The sequence below is a fragment of the Mesorhizobium sp. M0052 genome, assembly GCF_040323255.1.
Classification (GTDB): domain Bacteria; phylum Pseudomonadota; class Alphaproteobacteria; order Rhizobiales; family Rhizobiaceae; genus Mesorhizobium.
In genome coordinates, this window is record NZ_JAMYUS010000013.1 from 158245 (window position 1) to 175455 (window position 17211).

The following is a 17211-nucleotide window of genomic DNA, read 5'->3' on the forward strand; positions in this document are numbered from 1 at the left end:
GCCGCCAGGGCGGCATCTCAAGGGAAAAGAAACATGGCCAATGTGGTGGTCGTCGGCTCGCAATGGGGCGACGAAGGCAAGGGCAAGATCGTCGACTGGTTGTCGGAGCGCGCCGACGTGGTCGTGCGCTTCCAGGGCGGCCACAATGCCGGCCATACGCTGGTCGTCGACGGCAAGGTCTACAAACTGTCGCTGCTGCCGTCGGGCGTGGTGCGGCAAGGCAAGCTGTCGATCATCGGCAATGGCGTCGTCTTCGACCCGCACGCCTTTGTCGCCGAAGTGGCAAAACTCAAGGCGCAAGGCGTCGAGGTCACGCCGGACCGCCTGAAAATAGCCGAAAACACCGCGCTTATCCTGTCGCTGCACCGGGAGCTGGACGGATTCCGCGAGGACGCCGCCTCCAATTCCGGGACGAAAATTGGCACGACGCGTCGTGGCATCGGCCCAGCCTATGAAGACAAGGTGGGCCGGCGCGCGGTTCGGGTGATGGATCTGGCGGATTTGGAAACGCTGCCCCTCAAGGTCGACAGGCTGCTGACGCATCACAATGCGCTGCGTCGCGGGCTTGGCCATGGCGAAGTCACGCATGAGGCGATCATGACCGAGCTGACCTCGGTCGCCGATGAGATCCTGCCCTATATGGACCGCGTCTGGAAAATCCTCGACGACAAGCGCCGCGCCGGCGAACGCATCCTGTTCGAGGGCGCGCAAGGCACGCTGCTCGACATCGACCACGGCACCTATCCGTTCGTCACCTCGTCCAACACCGTTGCCGGCCAGGCAGCCGCCGGCTCGGGGGTGGGCCCCGGCGCCATCGGCTATGTCCTGGGCATCACCAAGGCCTATACGACGCGTGTCGGCGAAGGCCCGTTCCCGACCGAGCAGAAGAACGAGATCGGCGAATTTCTCGGTACGCGTGGCCACGAATTCGGCGTCGTCACCGGGCGCAAACGCCGTTGCGGCTGGTTCGACGCCGTGCTGGTGCGCCAGGCCGTCGCCGTCAACGGCATCAAGGGCATCGCCCTGACCAAACTCGACGTGCTCGACGGGCTGGATGAGATCAAGGTCTGCACCGGCTACCGTCTCGATGGCGAAACGATCGACTATCTGCCGGCCAGCCAGGGCGCGCAGGCGCGTGTCGAGCCGGTCTACGAGACGCTCGAAGGCTGGAAAGGCACCACAGCCGGCGCACGCAGCTGGAACGACCTTCCGGCGCAGGCCGTCAAATATGTCCGTTACATCGAGGAGCTGATCGGGGCACCCGTCGCGCTCCTTTCCACCAGCCCGGAACGGGACGACACGATACTTGTGACCGATCCGTTTCAAGACTAGTTTTCTGAAGCCTTTCCGGGCATCGCGGCCGATTTGCGGGGGCCGGCGCGGAAACACAATACAGGTCGACTGAAGCATGGCAGATTTCGTTGCTATTCTGAAAAAGGCGCTCGACAAGCACGGCGACGAAACGCCCGAAAAGCGTACGCGGATCTATGAAAGCGTTCGTACCATGCTGGCGAAGAAGCTTGCGGAGTATTCGCCGCCGCTCGCCGCCGAAGCCATAAGCACGCAGAAGCGATCCCTGGAAGATGCCATCTCGAGCGTCGAGCGCGACTATGCCAGGGCACTGCCGGCATCCGACCCACTGGCGGAGCTGGAGCACATCTTCTCCTCCATCGACCGCAACAAGAACCAGTCCAGTCATGTAAAGCCTTCCGCCACGCCTGCGCCGGCCTGGCAGCCGGCGAAACCCGTGCAGCCGGCGCCGACCACCAGGACAGAGCCGAGCTGGCAGAGGCCCGCTCCGACACCGCCTCCGCCTGTGGCGCGTGCAGAAACCATCGACAAGCAAGCCGCGGAGCTGGACGCCGACGACGATAGCGCCGATGTCTTTGCCAATGACGAGCAGCCGGCGGCGGACACGTTCCAACGCCTGCGCCCCGCCGAGCGCAGGCGCAGCTATGGCGGGTTGATCGCGGCTGTCGTCGCGCTTCTGGTGGTCGCCGGCGGCGGCTATGGCATCTGGCTGAACAAGGATGCCTTTGGCTCGATGCTGGGCCTTGGCGGCGACACCAAGACGGTCTCGACCGAACCGCTGGTAAAGCCGGCGCCGGCCAAGCCCGCGGCCGATGCACCCGCACCGGCTCCTGCCGGCGAGGGAACGAAGTTCACCCAGCGCCTGTCGCCCGAAGGCGGTGAGACCGACCCCGGTCCCGCGGCCGGTCAAAGCGGCATCGGCGAGGGCGAGTCCGTCGCCGCGCTGACCACACCGCCACCCCCGGCTTCAGCACCGCCTGCGGCGGCGCCAGCGCCTGCGACCCCGCCGGCCGGCGACGCCGCAGCCACGGGCGCGCCCACCACGCCGGCGCCCGACGCTTCCGCCACGCCACCGGCAACGCCGCCCGCCGATGGCGCCGCTCCGCCGGCCAATGGGGCAGCACCGGCTGATGCCGCCGCCACGCCGCCCGCGGCCGGCACGCCGCCCGCTGCGCCGGCGGCCGCCGCTCCCGCGCCGACCGTTGCGGTCGGCCAGAAGGCGATCTTCTACGAGGAACGCACCTCGACCGCGCAAGGTTCGGCCGAACCCGGCAGCATCGTCTGGTCGCTGGTGCAGGAATCGCCCGGCGGCGACCTGCCGCCCGAGCCGGCGATCCGCGCCGAGGCGACCATTCCCGGCAAGGACATCCAGCTGCGCATGACCATCCGCCGCAATACCGACCAGACGCTGCCGGCCAGCCACATCATCGAGATGATCTTCCTGACGCCCGAGGGCTTTGACGGCGGTGGCGTCGACAACATCCTGCGCGTCGCCATGAAGAGTTCGGAACAGGATGCCGGCAGCCCGCTGATCGGCATTCCGGCCAAGATCGCCGACGGCTTCTTCCTGGTGGCGCTCAACGACACCAAGGCCGACGAGGACGCCAATATGACCTTGCTTCGAGGCCAGGACTGGATCGACGTGCCGGTGGTCTACAAGACCGGACGCCGGGCGCTGCTGACCATGGAAAAGGGCATTCCGGGCGAGAAGGTGTTCGACGAGGCGCTGAAGGCCTGGCAGGCCAAGACGGCAGGTTGACGGGCGGCAGTAGCGGCTGCCTTCGCTCAGAAGCCCTGGAACAGCATGTCGAGGGCGGCGACGATGTCGTCGTGATGTCTAGAAAGGTTTCCCTCTGGCATCCGCAATTCGGACGCGCTGAAGGCCGACACAAACTGTGTGACCATCACAAGATCTTTGCCGTTTATAGCGAAGGTCGGGTTCAGGCGGCGGCCAGGAAGCGGGGCAATCTCGGGCGGCATCAAAGGAACGACCACCCTCGTGCTCAGCCCTTCAAGCATATCTGACTGCACGTCGAGAAGATAACCGTCGCTCTCGGTACTCCGATAGAAATCGTAACGCGCCATCAGAACGGCCGGTGTTTAGCCAATGGCAGTCCGTTCTTTCGGACATATTCGTTGGAGCTTTCGATGGCTTCCCTGTTTTCTTCTTGCCATCGACGCGTTTTCTCCGCCGCAATCGCTTTCGCGATCCCTGCTTCGGCAGCGCGGGAGATGTTGATGCCCAACGCTTTGGCGTCCTTGATCAACTGAGAGTCAATGGACGTGTTGACAGAGGTCCGCTGAGTTTTTGGCGTCGATTGAAGCACGGAGATGCCTCCTTTCATGCGCACAATATACGCGCATAAAAGACCGCAGGCAATGCTACCCCTCCATCTCCTCACGCAGCATTTCCAGTTCCAGCCACTCTTCCTCGAGTGCGGCCAGCGTGGCGCGTTCCTTGTCGAGGGCGGCGATGGTCTTTTGGAACGAGGCCGGGTCGCGCTCGTAATAGGCGGGATCGGCGATGTTGTTTTCCAAACGCGAGATCGAGGCCATTACCGCCTCGATCTTCTTGGGCAGCGATTCCAGGGCGAATTTCTGCTTGAACGACAGTTTCTTCGACGGCCCTTTTGGCGCTGCCGGCTCGCTCTTGCCCGGCGCCGGCGCATCGCTGGCTTCGGCCTTGGCGCGCGCCTTGCGGTCGTCGAGCCGGGTGCCGCCGCGCTGCGCCAGCATGTCGGAATAGCCACCGGCATATTCGATCCAGCGGCCGCCTCCGTCCGGGGCGATGATGCTGGTGACGGTGCGGTCGAGGAAGTCGCGGTCGTGGCTGACCAGGATGACCGTGCCGGCAAAGCCGGCGACAAGTTCCTGCAACAGTTCCAGCGTCTCCATGTCGAGATCGTTGGTCGGCTCGTCGAGCACCAGAAGGTTGGCCGGCCGCGCCAGAACACGCGCCAGGAGCAGCCGCGCCCGTTCGCCGCCGGACAGCTCGCGCACCGGGGTGCGCGCCTGTTCCGGCTTGAACAGGAAATCCTTCATGTAGGACACGACATGGCGCTGCTCGCCATTGATGACGAGGTTTTCGCCGCGCCCGTCCGTGAGATACTGCGCCAGGGTCTCGGCCGGATCGACCGCCTCGCGCTTCTGGTCGAGCGTGGCGATTTCCAGATTGGTGCCGAGCCGCACCGAGCCGGCATCGGGCTTCATCTCGCCGGTAAGCATCTTCAACAGCGTCGTCTTGCCGGCGCCGTTCGGCCCGACAAGGCCGACGCGATCGCCGCGCTGAATGCGGGTCGAGAAGCCCTTGACCACGGTCAGGTCGCCAAAACTCTTCTCGATGTTCTTGGCCTCGATCACCAGCTTGCCGGATTCGGCGGCGTCGCTGGCCACCATGGTCGCCGAGCCCTCGGCGCCGCGATGGCCGCGAAAACGCTGGCGCATGGTCTGCAGTTCGCCCAGGCGGCGCATGTTGCGTTTGCGGCGAGCCGTCACGCCATAGCGCAGCCAATGCTCCTCGCGCACGATCTGGCGGCCGAGCTTGTGCTGTTCGCGCTCTTCCTCTTCCAGCACAAGGTCGCGCCATTCCTCGAAATGGCCAAAGCCCTTGTCGAGGCGGCGGGTCTGGCCACGGTCGAGCCAGACGGTGGCGCGCGAGACGCGTTCGAGGAAGCGTCGGTCGTGCGAGATGACGATCAGCGCCGAAGACGTCCGGACGAGCTCCTCTTCCAGCCATTCGATGACCGACAAATCGAGATGGTTGGTCGGCTCGTCAAGCAGCAGAATATCGGGTTCGGGCGCCATGACGCGGGCAAGTGCTGCGCGGCGCGCCTCGCCACCGGAGAGATCGTTGGGGTTCTCCGTGCCGGCGAGGCCGAGATGCTCCATCAGATATGTGGCGCGGTAGGGATCGTCGGCAGGCCCAAGCCCGGCCTCGACATAGGCACGCACATTGGCAAAGCCGTCCATGTCGGGCATTTGCGGGAGATAGCGCACCGTTGCCGAAGGCTGGCGGAAGACCTCGCCGTCTTGCGGCTCGATCAGACCGGCGGCAATCTTCAGGAGCGTCGACTTGCCGGAGCCGTTGCGGCCGACGAGCGCGATCTTGTCACCGGCGGACGCCGTCAGTTCGGCGCCATCGAGCAGCGGCGTGCCGCCAAAGGTCAGTCTTATGCCGTCGAGGTTGAGAAGGGGCGGGGCCATGTCAGCTTTCAGGCAAGGGGTAGGGGTGGGCGAGCAGCAGCGCGCGGCCATGGCCGAGCGCGATTTCGAGGCCGCCCCCGGTCGTGTTGGACTTGACCTCGTTCGAGATGGTCAGCGACGAGCCGAACACGACCTCGACATGGTCGAGCGGCCACTTCGCGCCGGACACGGTGAGGCCCGAAAGATCGGAAAAGCCGAGCACCGAAAACAGCGTTCCGTCGGCATAGTCGAAGCCGGCCTTGCCAGGCAGCAGAGGGGCGCCTTCCTGCGCTCCGCTGGTCAACAGCAATTTTGTGCCGGCCTCGGCCAGCCGCAGGCTGAGCGCCAGATGGAGGAAGGCGTGGTCGGCGCGCTTGCCGCCGAAAGCGCCGGCCAGCACCAGGCTGGTGGCGCCGCGTCCCAATGCCGCCGCGATCGCCAGTTCGCCATCGGTCTTGTCCTTTTCGGGAGGAAACACCTCCCGCGGCACGGCGGCGAGATCGGCAGGCAGGTCCGCCGGCACGGAATCGAAATCGCCGACCCACAGCTCCGGCATCACGCCGAGCAGGCGGGCATGATCGATGCCGGCGTCGGCGGCGATGACGCGCGTGCCCGCGACCTGGCGGTCGAGCCGCGGCGTGCGGACGAGATCGCCGCCAAGCAGGATGGTGAATGTGCTCATATCCGCTGGCCCTTACCAGCCCCGCCGACGAAACGGAAGGCCGAGCGGCACCGTCACTCTTTGTTGGAGCATGATCTTTTTCCGGAAACGGATTCCACTTTCCGGGATCATGCTCGGGCAAACTTCCACTTGCGTGGCACCTTGGCCGGGCCTATGTGTCGAAACGCTCTAACGGGGTGCCGGACGCGATCTTCGCGGACCGGCTGAGAGGCAGTCTCGCCAACCCGCTGAACCTGATCCGGTTTGTACCGGCGGAGGGATTAGACGCTTCGGACAGCCCGACGCCTCAATTCCTTTCAACACGAATGAAGGAGGCGCCGATGCGCATGTTTTTGTCCCGTCTTGTCCCAGCGCTGGGGCTTGCTGTTTCGCTACTGGCAAGCTCTGCGTCCGCGCAGGAAAAACTCACGATCTATACCTATGAGAGTTTCACTGCCGACTGGGGTCCGGGCCCCCAGGTGAAGAAGGAATTCGAAGCCGAGTGCGGCTGCAGCGTCGACTTCGTCTCGGCGGCCGACGGCGTCGCACTTCTCAACCGCGTCAAGCTGGAAGGAGCCTCGACCAAAGCAGATATCGTGCTTGGCCTCGACACCAACCTCACCGCGGAAGCCAAGGCTTCCGGCCTGTTTGTCCCACATGGCGCGGTGGCTGAAAACAACGTGCCGGGCGGCTGGAGCGACGACACTTTCGTGCCCTATGATTATGGTTATTTCGCCCTCGTCTACGACACCGAAAAGCTGAAGAGCCCACCGAAGAGCCTGAAGGAACTGGTCGAGGGCGATGCCGCCGACAAGATCGTCATCCAGGATCCGAGGACGTCGACGCCGGGCCTCGGCCTGCTGCTGTGGGTCAAGTCGGTCTATGGCGACAAGGCGCCGGAAGCCTGGGCGAAACTCAGGGGCAAAGTGCTGACGGTGACGCCGGGCTGGAGCGAGGCCTACGGCCTGTTCACCAAGGGCGAGGCGCCGATGGTGCTTTCCTATACGACGTCGCCGGCCTACCACATGGTGGCCGAGAACACCGGGCGCTTCCAGGCGGCCTCGTTCGAGGAAGGCGAGTATCTGCAAATCGAGGTCGCCGGCATCACCACCACGGGCGCGAAGAATCCGCTGGCGGCGAAGTTCCTGGCCTTCATGACCGGGCCGAAATTCCAGGATGTCATTCCGGAGACCAACTGGATGTTCCCGGCCGGGAAAACCGACAAGCCGCTCAATCCGGCTTTTGATAGGCTGGTCAAGCCGGCGAAGACCTTGCTGTTCAGCCCGGAAGAGGTCGCGGCAAATCGCAAGGCCTGGGTGGATGAATGGCTGGCGGTGATGAGCAAGTAGGAATTCAGGATGGCGCTTGAACACCCCCCTCTGGCCTGCCGGCCATCTCCCCCGCAAGGGGGGAGATCAAGCGCTCAGAAGCTTTCGTCAACCTCCAACGCGGCGAGGATGGGGCGGGGAGCGAAGCTGCTAGTCTCCCCCCTTGCGGGGGGGATGTCCGGCAGGACAGAGGGGGGTGGGCGGGAACTCGACCTCCATGAAATATTTCCGTCAGCAGCCAACATGCGATGTAGGGTTGGATAGCACGAAATGCGTGCGCACTATCCCTCTGACCCCCGCATCACGGCCGGCATTGTCGCGCTTACGGCAATCGCGCTGCTGATCGGTGGCGCCTTCGCCGGCCTTATCCGCGAAGGCGCGCACGACCTTTCCGGCGCCGCGTCCGCCTTTGACCTCTATCTCCTGCGCGTTGTCCGCTTCACGCTCTGGCAGGCTGCGCTCTCGACTCTGCTTTCCGCCGTACCGGCGCTCTTCGTCGCCCGGTCGCTGTCGCGGCATCCGCGCTTCTTCGGACGCGGCTTCATCCTGCAGCTGTTCACTGTGCCCCTTGCCTTGCCGGCAATTGTCGGAGCGCTGGGCATACTGGCGCTCTATGGCCGCGCCGGTTATTTCGCCGCGATCGGTGGCCAGAGCTGGCCCGACATCTATGGGCTGTCGGGCATCCTCGTCGCCCACGTGTTCTTCAACCTGCCGCTGGCCACCCGGCTGTTCCTCGAAGCGCTGGGAGCGGTGCCGGCCGATCAATGGCGGCTGGCGAGCCAGCTCGGCATGGGGGCGAGGCCAGCCTTCCGGCTGATCGAGTGGCCGGTGCTGCGCGCCGCGCTGCCGGGCGTCGCCGGGCTTGTCTTCATGCTTTGCATCACCTCCTTCACCATCGTGCTGATCCTCGGCGGCGGGCCGGCGGCGACGACGCTGGAAGTCGCCATCTATCAGGCGCTGCGTTTCGACTTCGATCCGGCGCGAGCGGTGACGCTGACGGTGCTGCAGATCGCGCTGACTTTTGCCGTCATGCTGGCGCTGACGCGGCTCGGCGCCAATGTGACCGGCGACGCCAATTTGCCTGTCGCGCCGCGCCGCTATCACTTGGCCGGCAAAGCAGAAACAGCGTTCAACGCCGTCCTGATCGTGCTCGCCTTGCTGTTCGTCGCCGGACCAATGGCGGCCACCGTCGCGTCCGGCCTCGGCGCCGATCTCGGCCGGCTGGCGGGCGAGAGTGCCGTGCGTCAGGCGACCCTGACCAGCGCCGGTCTCGCCCTCTCGGCGGCGCTACTTTCGGTGGCGCTGTCGCTGTCGCTGATCATGGCTCGGCGGGCACTGTCGCTGCGCCGCCGGTCCAGTGCCCGTTCATTGCTCGAACATGCCACCGACACCGGCGCCGGCTTCGTCCTCGTCGTGCCGCCCATTGTCATCGGCGCCGGCTGGTTTCTCCTGCTGCGCACGGTCAGCGATGTCTTTGCCATCGCGCCGGTCATGGTCGTCACCGTCAATGCGGTGATGGCGATGCCCTTTGCCATCCGCGCGATGCGCCCGGCCTATGATGCGGCGAGCGAGCGCCACGAAAAGCTGTGCGCGCAGCTCGGCATTGCGGGCTGGAACCGGCTGCTTCTGGTCGACTGGCCATCGCTCCGGCGGCCGCTGGCCACCGGCTTTGCCTTCTCCATGGCGCTGTCGCTCGGCGATCTCGGCGTCATCGCGCTGTTCGGCAGCGATTCGGTGCAGACCTTGCCCTATCTCCTGCTGGCGCGCATGGGCAGCTATCGCACGGCCGATGCTGCCGGGCTGGCTTTGCTGCTCGGGGCGGTCTGCCTTGCATTGGTGGTCGCGGCAGACTGGCTGGGACGGGGAGAGAGATCGTGACGTCCGCTGTGGAGAAAGGCACGACTGTCCGGCTGGACAAGGTCTCGTTCAGCTATGGCGAAACGTCATTCCTGTTCGATGTCGAATTCGATACATCGAAGATCACCGCCATCATGGGGGCAAGTGGTTCGGGCAAATCGACCTTGCTCGATCTGGTGGCTGGTTTCGAGACGCCGGAGTCCGGTCGTGTGCTGATCGGCGGCGCCGATGTCGGCGCCGAGCCGCCTTCGGTGCGGCCGGTGTCGATGTTATTCCAGGAAAACAATCTGTTTGCTCATCTCTCGGTGGAGAAGAATGTCGGGCTCGGCCGCTCGCCATCGCTCAACCTGACCGACGCCGATCGCGCCGCAATCGCCGAGGCGCTTGACCGCGTCGGCCTGGCCGGCAAGGAAATGCGCCTGCCGCGCGAACTCTCCGGCGGCGAAAGGCAGCGCGTGGCGCTCGCCCGCGTTCTGGTGCGCGACCGGCCAGTGCTGCTGCTCGACGAGCCGTTCGCTTCGCTCGGGCCAGCACTGCGCGACGACATGCTCGACCTGGTGGCCGGCGTTCATGCCGAGCGGGCGATGACGGTGCTGTTCGTCACGCATCAGCCGGAAGACGCTCGCCGTATCGGCGAGCAGATGGTTTTTCTGGACAATGGCAGGGTTGCCGCGACGGGACCTGCCGCCGATTTTTTCGACGGCACTGGCCCTGAAGCGTTTCGGCGCTATATCGGCGCAAGTTCGGGCTGATCACGCGATATTGCCCGGAAGCGGACATAATTTACGACCAAACCGGCTACAGGTGATGTGGCGCTTGCTTGCCATGGTCCAGTCGATGTGGCTAGGTCCGCTTAGTACTGGTCCGGCACGAGCCGTGATTTGCCCCTACAGCGCCGCACCCGGCCGGATGCGTAAACGCTGTAGGTTTTTTGATGTGTGCAGGATTGCCAACGAAGACCGATTTTTCGCTGGCGCGGACCCCGGTCCAAATCATGCGCCGAGAGCTGAAGGAACGCCGTGCTGCCGACCGGCACTGACACTTTGAAACGCAGACCGCTGGTGCGCTTCCTCGCGCTGGCCGGCCTTGCCGTGGCGCTGGCCAGCTGCCAGATGTTCACGCCTCCCGAAGTGCAGGAATCCGGCTTCCAGCCTTCCGACAAGCCGATCACGGTCGACAATGTCGCCGCCAACAGCAAGCTTGCCGAACTGGCGAAGGCACAGCATCCGCGCATCCTTGCCACCTATGGCGGCGAATATTCCGATCCCAAGCTCGAGCGCATGGTGGCCAAGGTTGTCGGCAGCCTGACCGTGGTGTCGGCCAATCCGACCCAGACCTATCGCATCACCATCCTCAATTCGCCCAACGTCAACGCTTTCGCGCTGCCGGGTGGCTATCTCTACGTCACCCGCGGCCTGCTGGCGCTGGCCAATGATTCGGCCGAACTCGCCGCCGTCATCGCGCATGAGATGGGCCACGTCACCGCCAATCATGGTCTGCAGCGACAGCAGCTCGAGGCCGAGGAAGGCCTGGCGACCAAGGTGGTCTCCGATGTGCTGGGCGACAGCCCGACCGCCAAGCAGGCATTGATCCGCGGCAAGCTGAGGCTGGCGCAGTTCTCGCGCAACCAGGAGCTGGAGGCAGACGCCATCGGCATCAAGTCGATCGGCGAGGCGGGTTACGATCCCTATGCCGCCGGGCGTTTCCTGCAGTCGATGTCGGCCTATACAGATTTCCGCTCGATCAGCGGCGCCACCGACGCCAGCCTCGACTTCCTGGCCACGCACCCCAACACGCCGCAGCGAATTGATCTGGCGCAGCGTCACGCCCGCCAGTTCGGCGCGCCGGGCATCGGCACGCGCGACCGCGATTCCTTCCTGGCCGGGATAGACGGCCTGCTCTATGGCGACACGCCGGAAGAGGGCTATGTGCGCGGCCAGACCTTCCTGCATCCGGGCCTCGGCGTATCGTTCACGGTGCCCGACGGCTTCATCATCGACAATTCGGCAGCGGCGGTGACGGCGACCGGTCCCGGCGACATGGCGATCCGCTTCGACGGTGTGTCGATCGACAAGGATCGTGCGCTGACCGACTACATCAGAAGCGGCTGGGTGGCCGGTCTCGACGAGACCAGTGTGCGCCAGGAGACGATCGACGGCAACCAGGCGGCGACCGCGCACGCCGGCGCCGATGGCTGGCAGTTCGACATTGCGGTGATCCGCGCCGGCGGTCAGGTCTACCGGCTTTTGACAGCGGCCCCCTCTGCCAGCACGACACTCGATCCGGTGGCACGCTCGGTCAGCGGTTCGTTCCGCGTGCTCAGCCCCGCCGAGAAAGCGGCACTGAAGCCGCTGCATATCCGCGTCGTCACGGTACAGGCCGGGCAGACGATGGGCACACTTTCGGCGCAGATGGTCGGCGTCGACCGCAAGCTCGATCTGTTCCGCGTGCTCAACGCGATGTCGCCGGGCGCCTCGGTTTCGGCCGGCGACAAGGTCAAGGTCGTCACGGACAGATAGCGCCGGTCTTCGTCAGAAACCCCAGCCTTCGCATGCTTTTTTCTGAGATAACTCAGGGGCGGTATCCCTGTTCCTGGCAATCTCAGGCCGCCATGAACTCCGGGTTCTGCTTGACCAGCGCGAGCTTGAGCTTTTCCATGGCGCGGGCCTCGATCTGGCGGACACGCTCCTTGGAAATGCCGAGCGTCTCGCCGAGCGCTTCAAGCGTCGCACCTTCGTCTGTCAGCCGACGCTCCTCGATGATCCTGAGTTCGCGGGCATTGAGCGCGCGGAGCGCCGTCTTCAGCCACATCAGGCGCCGTTCGACGTCGATGGTGTCGCCGGCGACCTCGTCAGGCAATGGATCGTCCGAAATCAGGAAGTCCATCCGCTCGGTGGTGCCGGCTTCGTCGGCGAGCGGTGCGTTGAGCGAAGAGTCAGGTGCTGAAAGCCTGGAATCCATCTTCGCGACATCGGCCTCGGAGACGCCGAGCGCTACCGAGACTTCGCGGTAGAGCGTGGCGTTGGAGATCGGCTCGGCGCCGTTGGCAAGACGGGCGCGCAGGCGCCGCAGGTTGAAGAACAGCGCCTTTTGCGCCGAAGAGGTGCCGCCGCGAACGATCGACCAGTTGCGCAGGATGTAGTCCTGCATCGAAGCGCGGATCCACCATGTCGCATAGGTCGAGAAGCGCACCTCGCGCTCCGGCTCGAAACGCGCGGCTGCTTCCAGCAGCCCGACATGGCCCTCCTGGACCAGATCGCCGAGCGGCAGGCCGTAATGTCGGAATTTCGAAGCCATGGAGATGACCAGCCGCATATGGGCGACGGTGATCTGATGCAGCGCCTGCTGATCCTGGTCTTCCTTCCAGCGCAAGGCGAGAACATGTTCCTCATCGCGCTCGAGGTAGGGGGCTTTCATTGCCGTGCGGACCATGGTCCGTCCTGCCGTGTCTTCGATCATGCCGCGCTCCTGCTCCCGGACATTTTCGGACGGCCTGGCGGCCGTTATCTCTGTTTGACGCAATTCCGAAGGAAACCGCTTTCCCACTTTCCTGGAATTGCCTCGGCCTAGCGCAGCCAAGAGTTCTTGAAATGGAAACGCGGCGCCCTACAACAAGCCATGAACGTGCCACACCGGGGATTGGTTCCGCCGCCGATGGCGGTTGTTTTGCGCTGTCCGACCGGGCGCATCGACACCGCAGATCGGGACTATTGACACCGATCCGTGCTGCTTTGAGAATCTGATTTCTAGATCGTCGTTTTTTTGAAATCTGGTTCCTTATTTTGCTGCGCTGTATCTGTCACGTTCCGGCTCTCACAAGCGCCGGACACCGGCCAAGGACGGGATCACATAGAAATGAAATGGCTCAATTCGCTCATCGTCGCCGGAACGCTTCAGGTTCTGGCTGTTACGTCAGGCCATGCCGGCGCCAATCTTGACCAGATCAAGCAGGCCGGCACCCTCAAGGTCGGCACCGAAGGCACCTATGCGCCCTTCACCTATCATGATGCTTCCGGCGCGCTGGTCGGCTTCGACGTCGAGATCGCCAAGGCGATCGGCGACAAGCTCGGCGTCAAGGTCGAGTTCCTCGAAGGCAAATGGGACGGGCTGATCGCCGGCCTCGACGCCAACCGCTACGACGCCGTGATCAACGAGGTCGGCATCACCGACGCGCGCAAGGCCAAGTACGATTTCTCCGATCCTTACATCGCCTCCAAGGCCGTGCTGATCGTGCGCGGCGACAACACCGACATCAAGACCTTCGCCGACCTCAAGGGCAAGAAGTCGGCACAGTCGTTGACATCGAATTTCGGCAAGCTCGCCGAGACCAACGGCGCCGAACTCGTCGGCACCGACGGCTTCGACCAGTCGATCCAGCTGCTGCTCACCGGCCGCGCCGACGCCACCATCAATGACAGCCTGTCTTTCCTCGACTTCAAGAAGCACAAGCCGGACGCCAATGTGAAGATCGCCGCGCAGGAAGAGAACGCCGACTATTCCGGCGTCATCGTGCGCAAGGGTGATCCGGAGCTGGTCGCGGCGATCAACAAGGCGCTGGCCGACATCAAGGCCGACGGCACCTACAAGAGGATCGCCGATACCTATTTCGGCCAGGATGTCTCGCAGTAAAGACCATCTCCCGGCGGTTTGCCGGCAATGACCAATAGCGGCGGGCCGTCTTTGACGGCTCGCCGTTTTTCGCATGATATGAGAAGCACACAATCGCACTGCCGTCACCGCGGCGGTCTGTGAAGGAGGAGCCGTTCGTGCCGCACTGGCTACACCTGATGCTGGATTCGTTGCCGACACTGCTGTGGGCGGCGTTGATCTTCACCGTACCGCTGACATTGCTATCGTTCGCACTCGGCCTGTTCGTCGGCCTGGTTGTTGCCCTGGTGCGGCTGTTCGGTCCCAAGCCTCTGGTTGCCGTTGTCCGCTTCTATGTCTGGATCTTTCGCGGCACGCCGCTTCTGGTGCAGCTGTTCCTGATCTTTTACGGCCTGCCTTCGGTCGGCATATTGCTGGACGCCTTTCCGGCGGCGCTGATCGGCTTCACCCTCAACATAGGCGCCTACAGTTCGGAAATTATCCGCGCCGTGATCGGCTCGGTGCCGAAGGGCCAGTGGGAGGCGGCCTATTCGATCGGCATGACCTGGAGCCAGGCGATGCGGCGCACCATCCTGCCGCAAGCCGGCCGCGTCGCCGTGCCGCCGCTGTCCAACACCTTCATCTCGCTGGTCAAGGATACGTCGCTGGCCGCCGCCATCACTGTGCCGGAGATGTTCCAGGCAGCGCAACGCATCGTCGCCACCACCTACGAGCCGCTGATCCTCTATGTCGAGGCGGCGATCCTTTATCTGGCGATGAGCTCGGTGCTTTCGGCCTTGCAGACGCGGCTGGAGGAGCGGCTCAACCGTTATGGCGGCTTCCTGGAGGCGCGCTCATGATCGGCCTCACCGACATCGAAAAGCGCTTCGGCGACAATCTGGTGCTGAAAGGCGTGACGGTCACCATTGCCGAAGGCAACGTCACCGCGCTCGTCGGCCCCTCCGGCGGCGGCAAGAGCACACTGCTGCGCTGCATCAACCTGTTGGAGATCCCGACCTCGGGCATGGTGCGCATCGGCGACGAGACGCTGGAATTCCGTCCCGGCGTCAAGATCCCCAGCCGCGACATCCAGCGCCTGCGGCTGCAGACCGGCATGGTGTTCCAGAATTTCCAGCTGTTCCCGCATCGCACCGCGATCGAGAACGTCATGGAAGGCCTGGTGACGGTGCTGAAATGGCCGACGGCAAAGGCGCGCGAGCGGGCACTGGCGCTGCTCGAGAAGGTCGGCATGGCGCACAAGGCGGACGATTGGCCGGCAACGCTGTCGGGCGGCCAGCAGCAGCGTGTGGCGATCGCCCGCGCCTTGGCGCCGTCGCCGAAAGTGCTGCTTTGCGACGAGCCGACCTCGGCGCTCGATCCGGAACTGGCGCAGGAAGTGGTCGACGTGCTCGGAAAACTCGCCAGCGAAGGCACCACCATGGTGATGGCCACGCACGACCTTCGCCTTGCCTCCAAGATCGCGCAGGAGGTGGTGTTCCTCGATGCTGGCGTCGTCGTCGAGAAGGGGCCGTCCACCGTGGTGTTCAGCAATCCGGAGCGTGAACGGACGAAGCGATTTATTGCGACGCTGAAGCAGGAGGCGGAGAAGGAAGCCGGCGGCTGAGCCTTCTACCTCCCCCTTGTGGGGAGGTCGGACGGAAGGTCCGGGTGCGGTCTGGGGTCGTCCCCATCCTCGCTGCTTCGCAGCGACCCTGCCTGGGCGAGCCACGGGTCCCGCCCGTCCTTGGAACCCCACAAGGGGGTAAAAAAACCCGGCACAAGGCCGGGTTTTTCATGATTTCGACGGTGAAAGCGATCAGGCAGCTTCTTCCTGCTCGGCTTCCTCATTGTCGGCCTTGGCGCCGCGCTTCGGGCCCTTGTTGAGGTTGACCTCGATCAGGCGCACGGCTTCGGTTTCCGACATGCGGTTGACTGCCGCGATCTCGCGCGCCATGCGGTCGAGTGCCGCCTCATAGAGCTGACGCTCGGAATAGGACTGTTCCGGCTGGTTGTCGGCACGGTAGAGGTCGCGCACGACTTCCGAGATCGAGATCAGGTCGCCCGAATTGATCTTGGCATCATATTCCTGCGCACGGCGCGACCACATGGTGCGCTTGACGCGGGCGCGGCCCTGCACGACCTTCAGCGCGCGCTCGACATAATCCTCTTCCGACAGCTTGCGCATGCCGATGGAGGTCGCCTTGGCGACCGGAACCTTCAGGCGCATCTTGTCCTTCTGGAAGTCGATGACGAACAGTTCCAGCTTGTGGCCCGCAACTTCCTGCTCGTCGATCGAGACGATCTGGCCGACGCCGTGTGCCGGATAGACGATGTACTCGCCGGTCTTGAAACCGTGGCGTGCCGAGGTGGACTTCTTCTGCGGGGTGATCGTTGCCATTACGCCCTGAACTCCTTGTTGTGGCACCGGCGGCCTGCCGGTCCGAACGCATGCGACCGGGGACACCGATCGTTAGCCGCACAACAGATGAACCCATCGGAAAAAGCCGGGACCGGCAAACCGCATACATAGCGACTGCCTGGCCCAGATCGCTCTGGTCCGATTGGGGATTTCACCTTTCAGTGATTTGGGGCGCTTGCGCCATAAATCGACGTTGTGTCACCGGCATGTTTCAACTGGTGTAGCACAAAAAGTCGGAAGAATCAAGGTTTTGCTGCAAACGCGAAGGTCGAGCGCCATCGCCGCCTGTCAAGGCAGTTAATGTATGATGCGCGTTACGCAGCGTTATGACGATCCAATAGGCCGCACTTTTTTGCTTTGCGCATCACCCTTTCCGAAATCGATTCCGATTCCAGCGTCATGTGCTCAGTCGCCTTCGCCGGGCTCGGCGGAGAAATATTTCTCGAACTTGCCGGCCTCGCCGTCGAAGCTCTTGGCATCTGCCGGAGGCTCCTTCTTGGCGGTGATGTTGGGCCATTTCTCGGCGTATTCGGTGTTGACCTGCAGCCATTTGTCGAGGCCCGGCTCGGTGTCGGGCTTGATTGCATCGGCCGGGCATTCCGGTTCGCAGACGCCGCAGTCGATGCACTCGTCGGGATGTATGACAAGCATGTTCTCGCCCTCGTAAAAGCAGTCGACCGGACAGACCTCGATGCAGTCCATGTACTTGCATTTGATGCAGTTGTCGGTCACGACATAGGTCATTGGTCGGCTCCGGGACGTCCCGTTCTTGCTAGAGCGACGTGCGTCCACTTGGACGCATAAAGTACGCTCTAACACTTTGAATCTGCGCATCGTGCCTTCCGAAAAATCGATTTCCGATTTTC

Annotated in this window: 16 protein-coding genes and 1 riboswitch; of the genes, 9 read left to right on the forward strand and 7 right to left on the reverse strand. The window is 63.9% G+C overall.

Annotated features, from left to right (window positions below):
- Window positions 1–33: 33 nt before the first annotated feature.
- Entirely contained in the window at window positions 34–1332 is a 1299-nt protein-coding gene (locus NKJ77_RS19160) for an adenylosuccinate synthase (RefSeq protein WP_023684197.1), read from the forward strand.
- 76 nt (window positions 1333–1408) lie between these two features.
- A complete protein-coding gene (locus NKJ77_RS19165) occupies window positions 1409–3070 on the forward strand; it encodes a hypothetical protein (protein WP_352535585.1) in 1662 nt (553 codons plus the stop codon).
- A 26-nt stretch (window positions 3071–3096) separates the two neighbouring features.
- Here the strand turns inward: NKJ77_RS19165 and NKJ77_RS19170 are convergent, their stop codons facing one another.
- The 4 genes from NKJ77_RS19170 to NKJ77_RS19185 are packed head-to-tail and all read right to left on the reverse strand — an operon-like array spanning window position 3097 to window position 6175.
- A complete protein-coding gene (locus NKJ77_RS19170; RefSeq protein ID WP_023673676.1) occupies window positions 3097–3396 on the reverse strand; it encodes a CcdB family protein in 300 nt (99 codons plus the stop codon).
- Complete coding sequence (locus NKJ77_RS19175; protein ID WP_023693600.1) at window positions 3396–3638, reverse strand: type II toxin-antitoxin system CcdA family antitoxin; 243 nt, start codon at window positions 3636–3638, stop codon at window positions 3396–3398. The genes NKJ77_RS19170 and NKJ77_RS19175 overlap by 1 nt, the downstream gene beginning before the upstream one ends.
- 55 nt (window positions 3639–3693) lie before the next feature.
- Window positions 3694–5514: an ABC-F family ATP-binding cassette domain-containing protein gene (locus tag NKJ77_RS19180; protein WP_023690493.1), complete on the reverse strand. Its 1821-nt coding sequence runs from the start codon at window positions 5512–5514 to the stop codon at window positions 3694–3696.
- Window position 5515: 1 nt separating this feature from the next.
- Window positions 5516–6175: a thiamine diphosphokinase gene (locus tag NKJ77_RS19185; RefSeq protein WP_352535586.1), complete on the reverse strand. Its 660-nt coding sequence runs from the start codon at window positions 6173–6175 to the stop codon at window positions 5516–5518.
- A gap of 162 nt (window positions 6176–6337) precedes the next feature.
- Window positions 6338–6452, forward strand: a riboswitch (TPP riboswitch).
- A 43-nt stretch (window positions 6453–6495) separates the two neighbouring features.
- Here NKJ77_RS19185 and thiB point away from each other — a divergent pair.
- The 4 genes from thiB to NKJ77_RS19205 all read left to right on the forward strand — a co-directional run bounded on the left by thiB (window position 6496) and on the right by NKJ77_RS19205 (window position 11858).
- The gene (gene thiB, locus NKJ77_RS19190) at window positions 6496–7503 is read left to right on the forward strand and encodes a thiamine ABC transporter substrate binding subunit (RefSeq protein ID WP_352535587.1); all 1008 of its coding nucleotides are present in this window, start codon (window positions 6496–6498) and stop codon (window positions 7501–7503) included.
- 249 nt (window positions 7504–7752) lie between these two features.
- Complete coding sequence (gene thiP, locus NKJ77_RS19195; RefSeq protein ID WP_352535588.1) at window positions 7753–9360, forward strand: thiamine/thiamine pyrophosphate ABC transporter permease; 1608 nt, start codon at window positions 7753–7755, stop codon at window positions 9358–9360.
- On the forward strand, window positions 9357–10091 hold the full coding sequence (gene thiQ / locus NKJ77_RS19200; RefSeq protein WP_352535589.1) for a thiamine ABC transporter ATP-binding protein: 735 nt from the start codon (window positions 9357–9359) through the stop codon (window positions 10089–10091). Before thiP ends, thiQ begins: the two co-directional genes overlap by 4 nt.
- A 360-nt stretch (window positions 10092–10451) precedes the next feature.
- Window positions 10452–11858 (forward strand): M48 family metalloprotease, encoded by a 1407-nt coding sequence (locus NKJ77_RS19205; RefSeq protein ID WP_352535593.1) that lies wholly within the window; start codon window positions 10452–10454, stop codon window positions 11856–11858.
- 82 nt (window positions 11859–11940) lie between these two features.
- On the opposite strand, the gene NKJ77_RS19210 is transcribed toward NKJ77_RS19205, so the two are convergent.
- Window positions 11941–12798, reverse strand: coding sequence for an RNA polymerase factor sigma-32 (locus NKJ77_RS19210; RefSeq protein ID WP_023731851.1), 858 nt, complete (start codon window positions 12796–12798; stop codon window positions 11941–11943).
- A gap of 396 nt (window positions 12799–13194) precedes the next feature.
- Between NKJ77_RS19210 and NKJ77_RS19215 the strand changes: the two genes are divergently transcribed.
- From NKJ77_RS19215 to NKJ77_RS19225, 3 genes are all read left to right on the forward strand, one after another.
- Window positions 13195–13968: an amino acid ABC transporter substrate-binding protein gene (locus tag NKJ77_RS19215; protein ID WP_023707253.1), complete on the forward strand. Its 774-nt coding sequence runs from the start codon at window positions 13195–13197 to the stop codon at window positions 13966–13968.
- Window positions 13969–14105: 137 nt separating this feature from the next.
- Entirely contained in the window at window positions 14106–14786 is a 681-nt protein-coding gene (locus NKJ77_RS19220; RefSeq protein WP_023693608.1) for an amino acid ABC transporter permease, read from the forward strand.
- On the forward strand, window positions 14783–15550 hold the full coding sequence (locus tag NKJ77_RS19225) for an amino acid ABC transporter ATP-binding protein (RefSeq protein WP_023820301.1): 768 nt from the start codon (window positions 14783–14785) through the stop codon (window positions 15548–15550). Before NKJ77_RS19220 ends, NKJ77_RS19225 begins: the two co-directional genes overlap by 4 nt.
- A 192-nt stretch (window positions 15551–15742) precedes the next feature.
- On the opposite strand, the gene NKJ77_RS19230 is transcribed toward NKJ77_RS19225, so the two are convergent.
- Together NKJ77_RS19230 and fdxA are read right to left on the reverse strand one after the other, a co-directional pair.
- Window positions 15743–16324 carry a CarD family transcriptional regulator gene (locus NKJ77_RS19230; protein WP_023673664.1) on the reverse strand — a complete coding sequence of 194 codons (582 nt, stop codon included), beginning with the start codon at window positions 16322–16324 and terminating at the stop codon, window positions 15743–15745.
- Window positions 16325–16750: 426 nt separating this feature from the next.
- Window positions 16751–17089 carry a ferredoxin FdxA gene (gene fdxA, locus NKJ77_RS19235; RefSeq protein ID WP_013529180.1) on the reverse strand — a complete coding sequence of 113 codons (339 nt, stop codon included), beginning with the start codon at window positions 17087–17089 and terminating at the stop codon, window positions 16751–16753.
- Window positions 17090–17211 lie beyond the last annotated feature (122 nt).

Excerpts from the sequence above, each read along its gene's own strand:
- thiB (WP_352535587.1), top strand. The coding sequence starts at position 6,496 with ATGCGCATGTTTTTGTCCCGTCTTGTCCCAGCGCTGGGGCTTGCTGTT.
- NKJ77_RS19180 (WP_023690493.1), bottom strand. The coding sequence starts at position 5,514 with ATGGCCCCGCCCCTTCTCAACCTCGACGGCATAAGACTGACCTTTGGC.
- NKJ77_RS19210 (WP_023731851.1), bottom strand. The coding sequence starts at position 12,798 with ATGATCGAAGACACGGCAGGACGGACCATGGTCCGCACGGCAATGAAA.
- fdxA (WP_013529180.1), bottom strand. The coding sequence starts at position 17,089 with ATGACCTATGTCGTGACCGACAACTGCATCAAATGCAAGTACATGGAC.
- NKJ77_RS19165 (WP_352535585.1), top strand. The coding sequence starts at position 1,409 with ATGGCAGATTTCGTTGCTATTCTGAAAAAGGCGCTCGACAAGCACGGC.
- NKJ77_RS19185 (WP_352535586.1), bottom strand. The coding sequence starts at position 6,175 with ATGAGCACATTCACCATCCTGCTTGGCGGCGATCTCGTCCGCACGCCG.
- NKJ77_RS19215 (WP_023707253.1), top strand. The coding sequence starts at position 13,195 with ATGAAATGGCTCAATTCGCTCATCGTCGCCGGAACGCTTCAGGTTCTG.
- thiP (WP_352535588.1), top strand. The coding sequence starts at position 7,753 with ATGCGTGCGCACTATCCCTCTGACCCCCGCATCACGGCCGGCATTGTC.
- NKJ77_RS19170 (WP_023673676.1), bottom strand. The coding sequence starts at position 3,396 with ATGGCGCGTTACGATTTCTATCGGAGTACCGAGAGCGACGGTTATCTT.
- NKJ77_RS19230 (WP_023673664.1), bottom strand. The coding sequence starts at position 16,324 with ATGGCAACGATCACCCCGCAGAAGAAGTCCACCTCGGCACGCCACGGT.
- NKJ77_RS19225 (WP_023820301.1), top strand. The coding sequence starts at position 14,783 with ATGATCGGCCTCACCGACATCGAAAAGCGCTTCGGCGACAATCTGGTG.
- NKJ77_RS19160 (WP_023684197.1), top strand. The coding sequence starts at position 34 with ATGGCCAATGTGGTGGTCGTCGGCTCGCAATGGGGCGACGAAGGCAAG.
- NKJ77_RS19205 (WP_352535593.1), top strand. The coding sequence starts at position 10,452 with ATGTTCACGCCTCCCGAAGTGCAGGAATCCGGCTTCCAGCCTTCCGAC.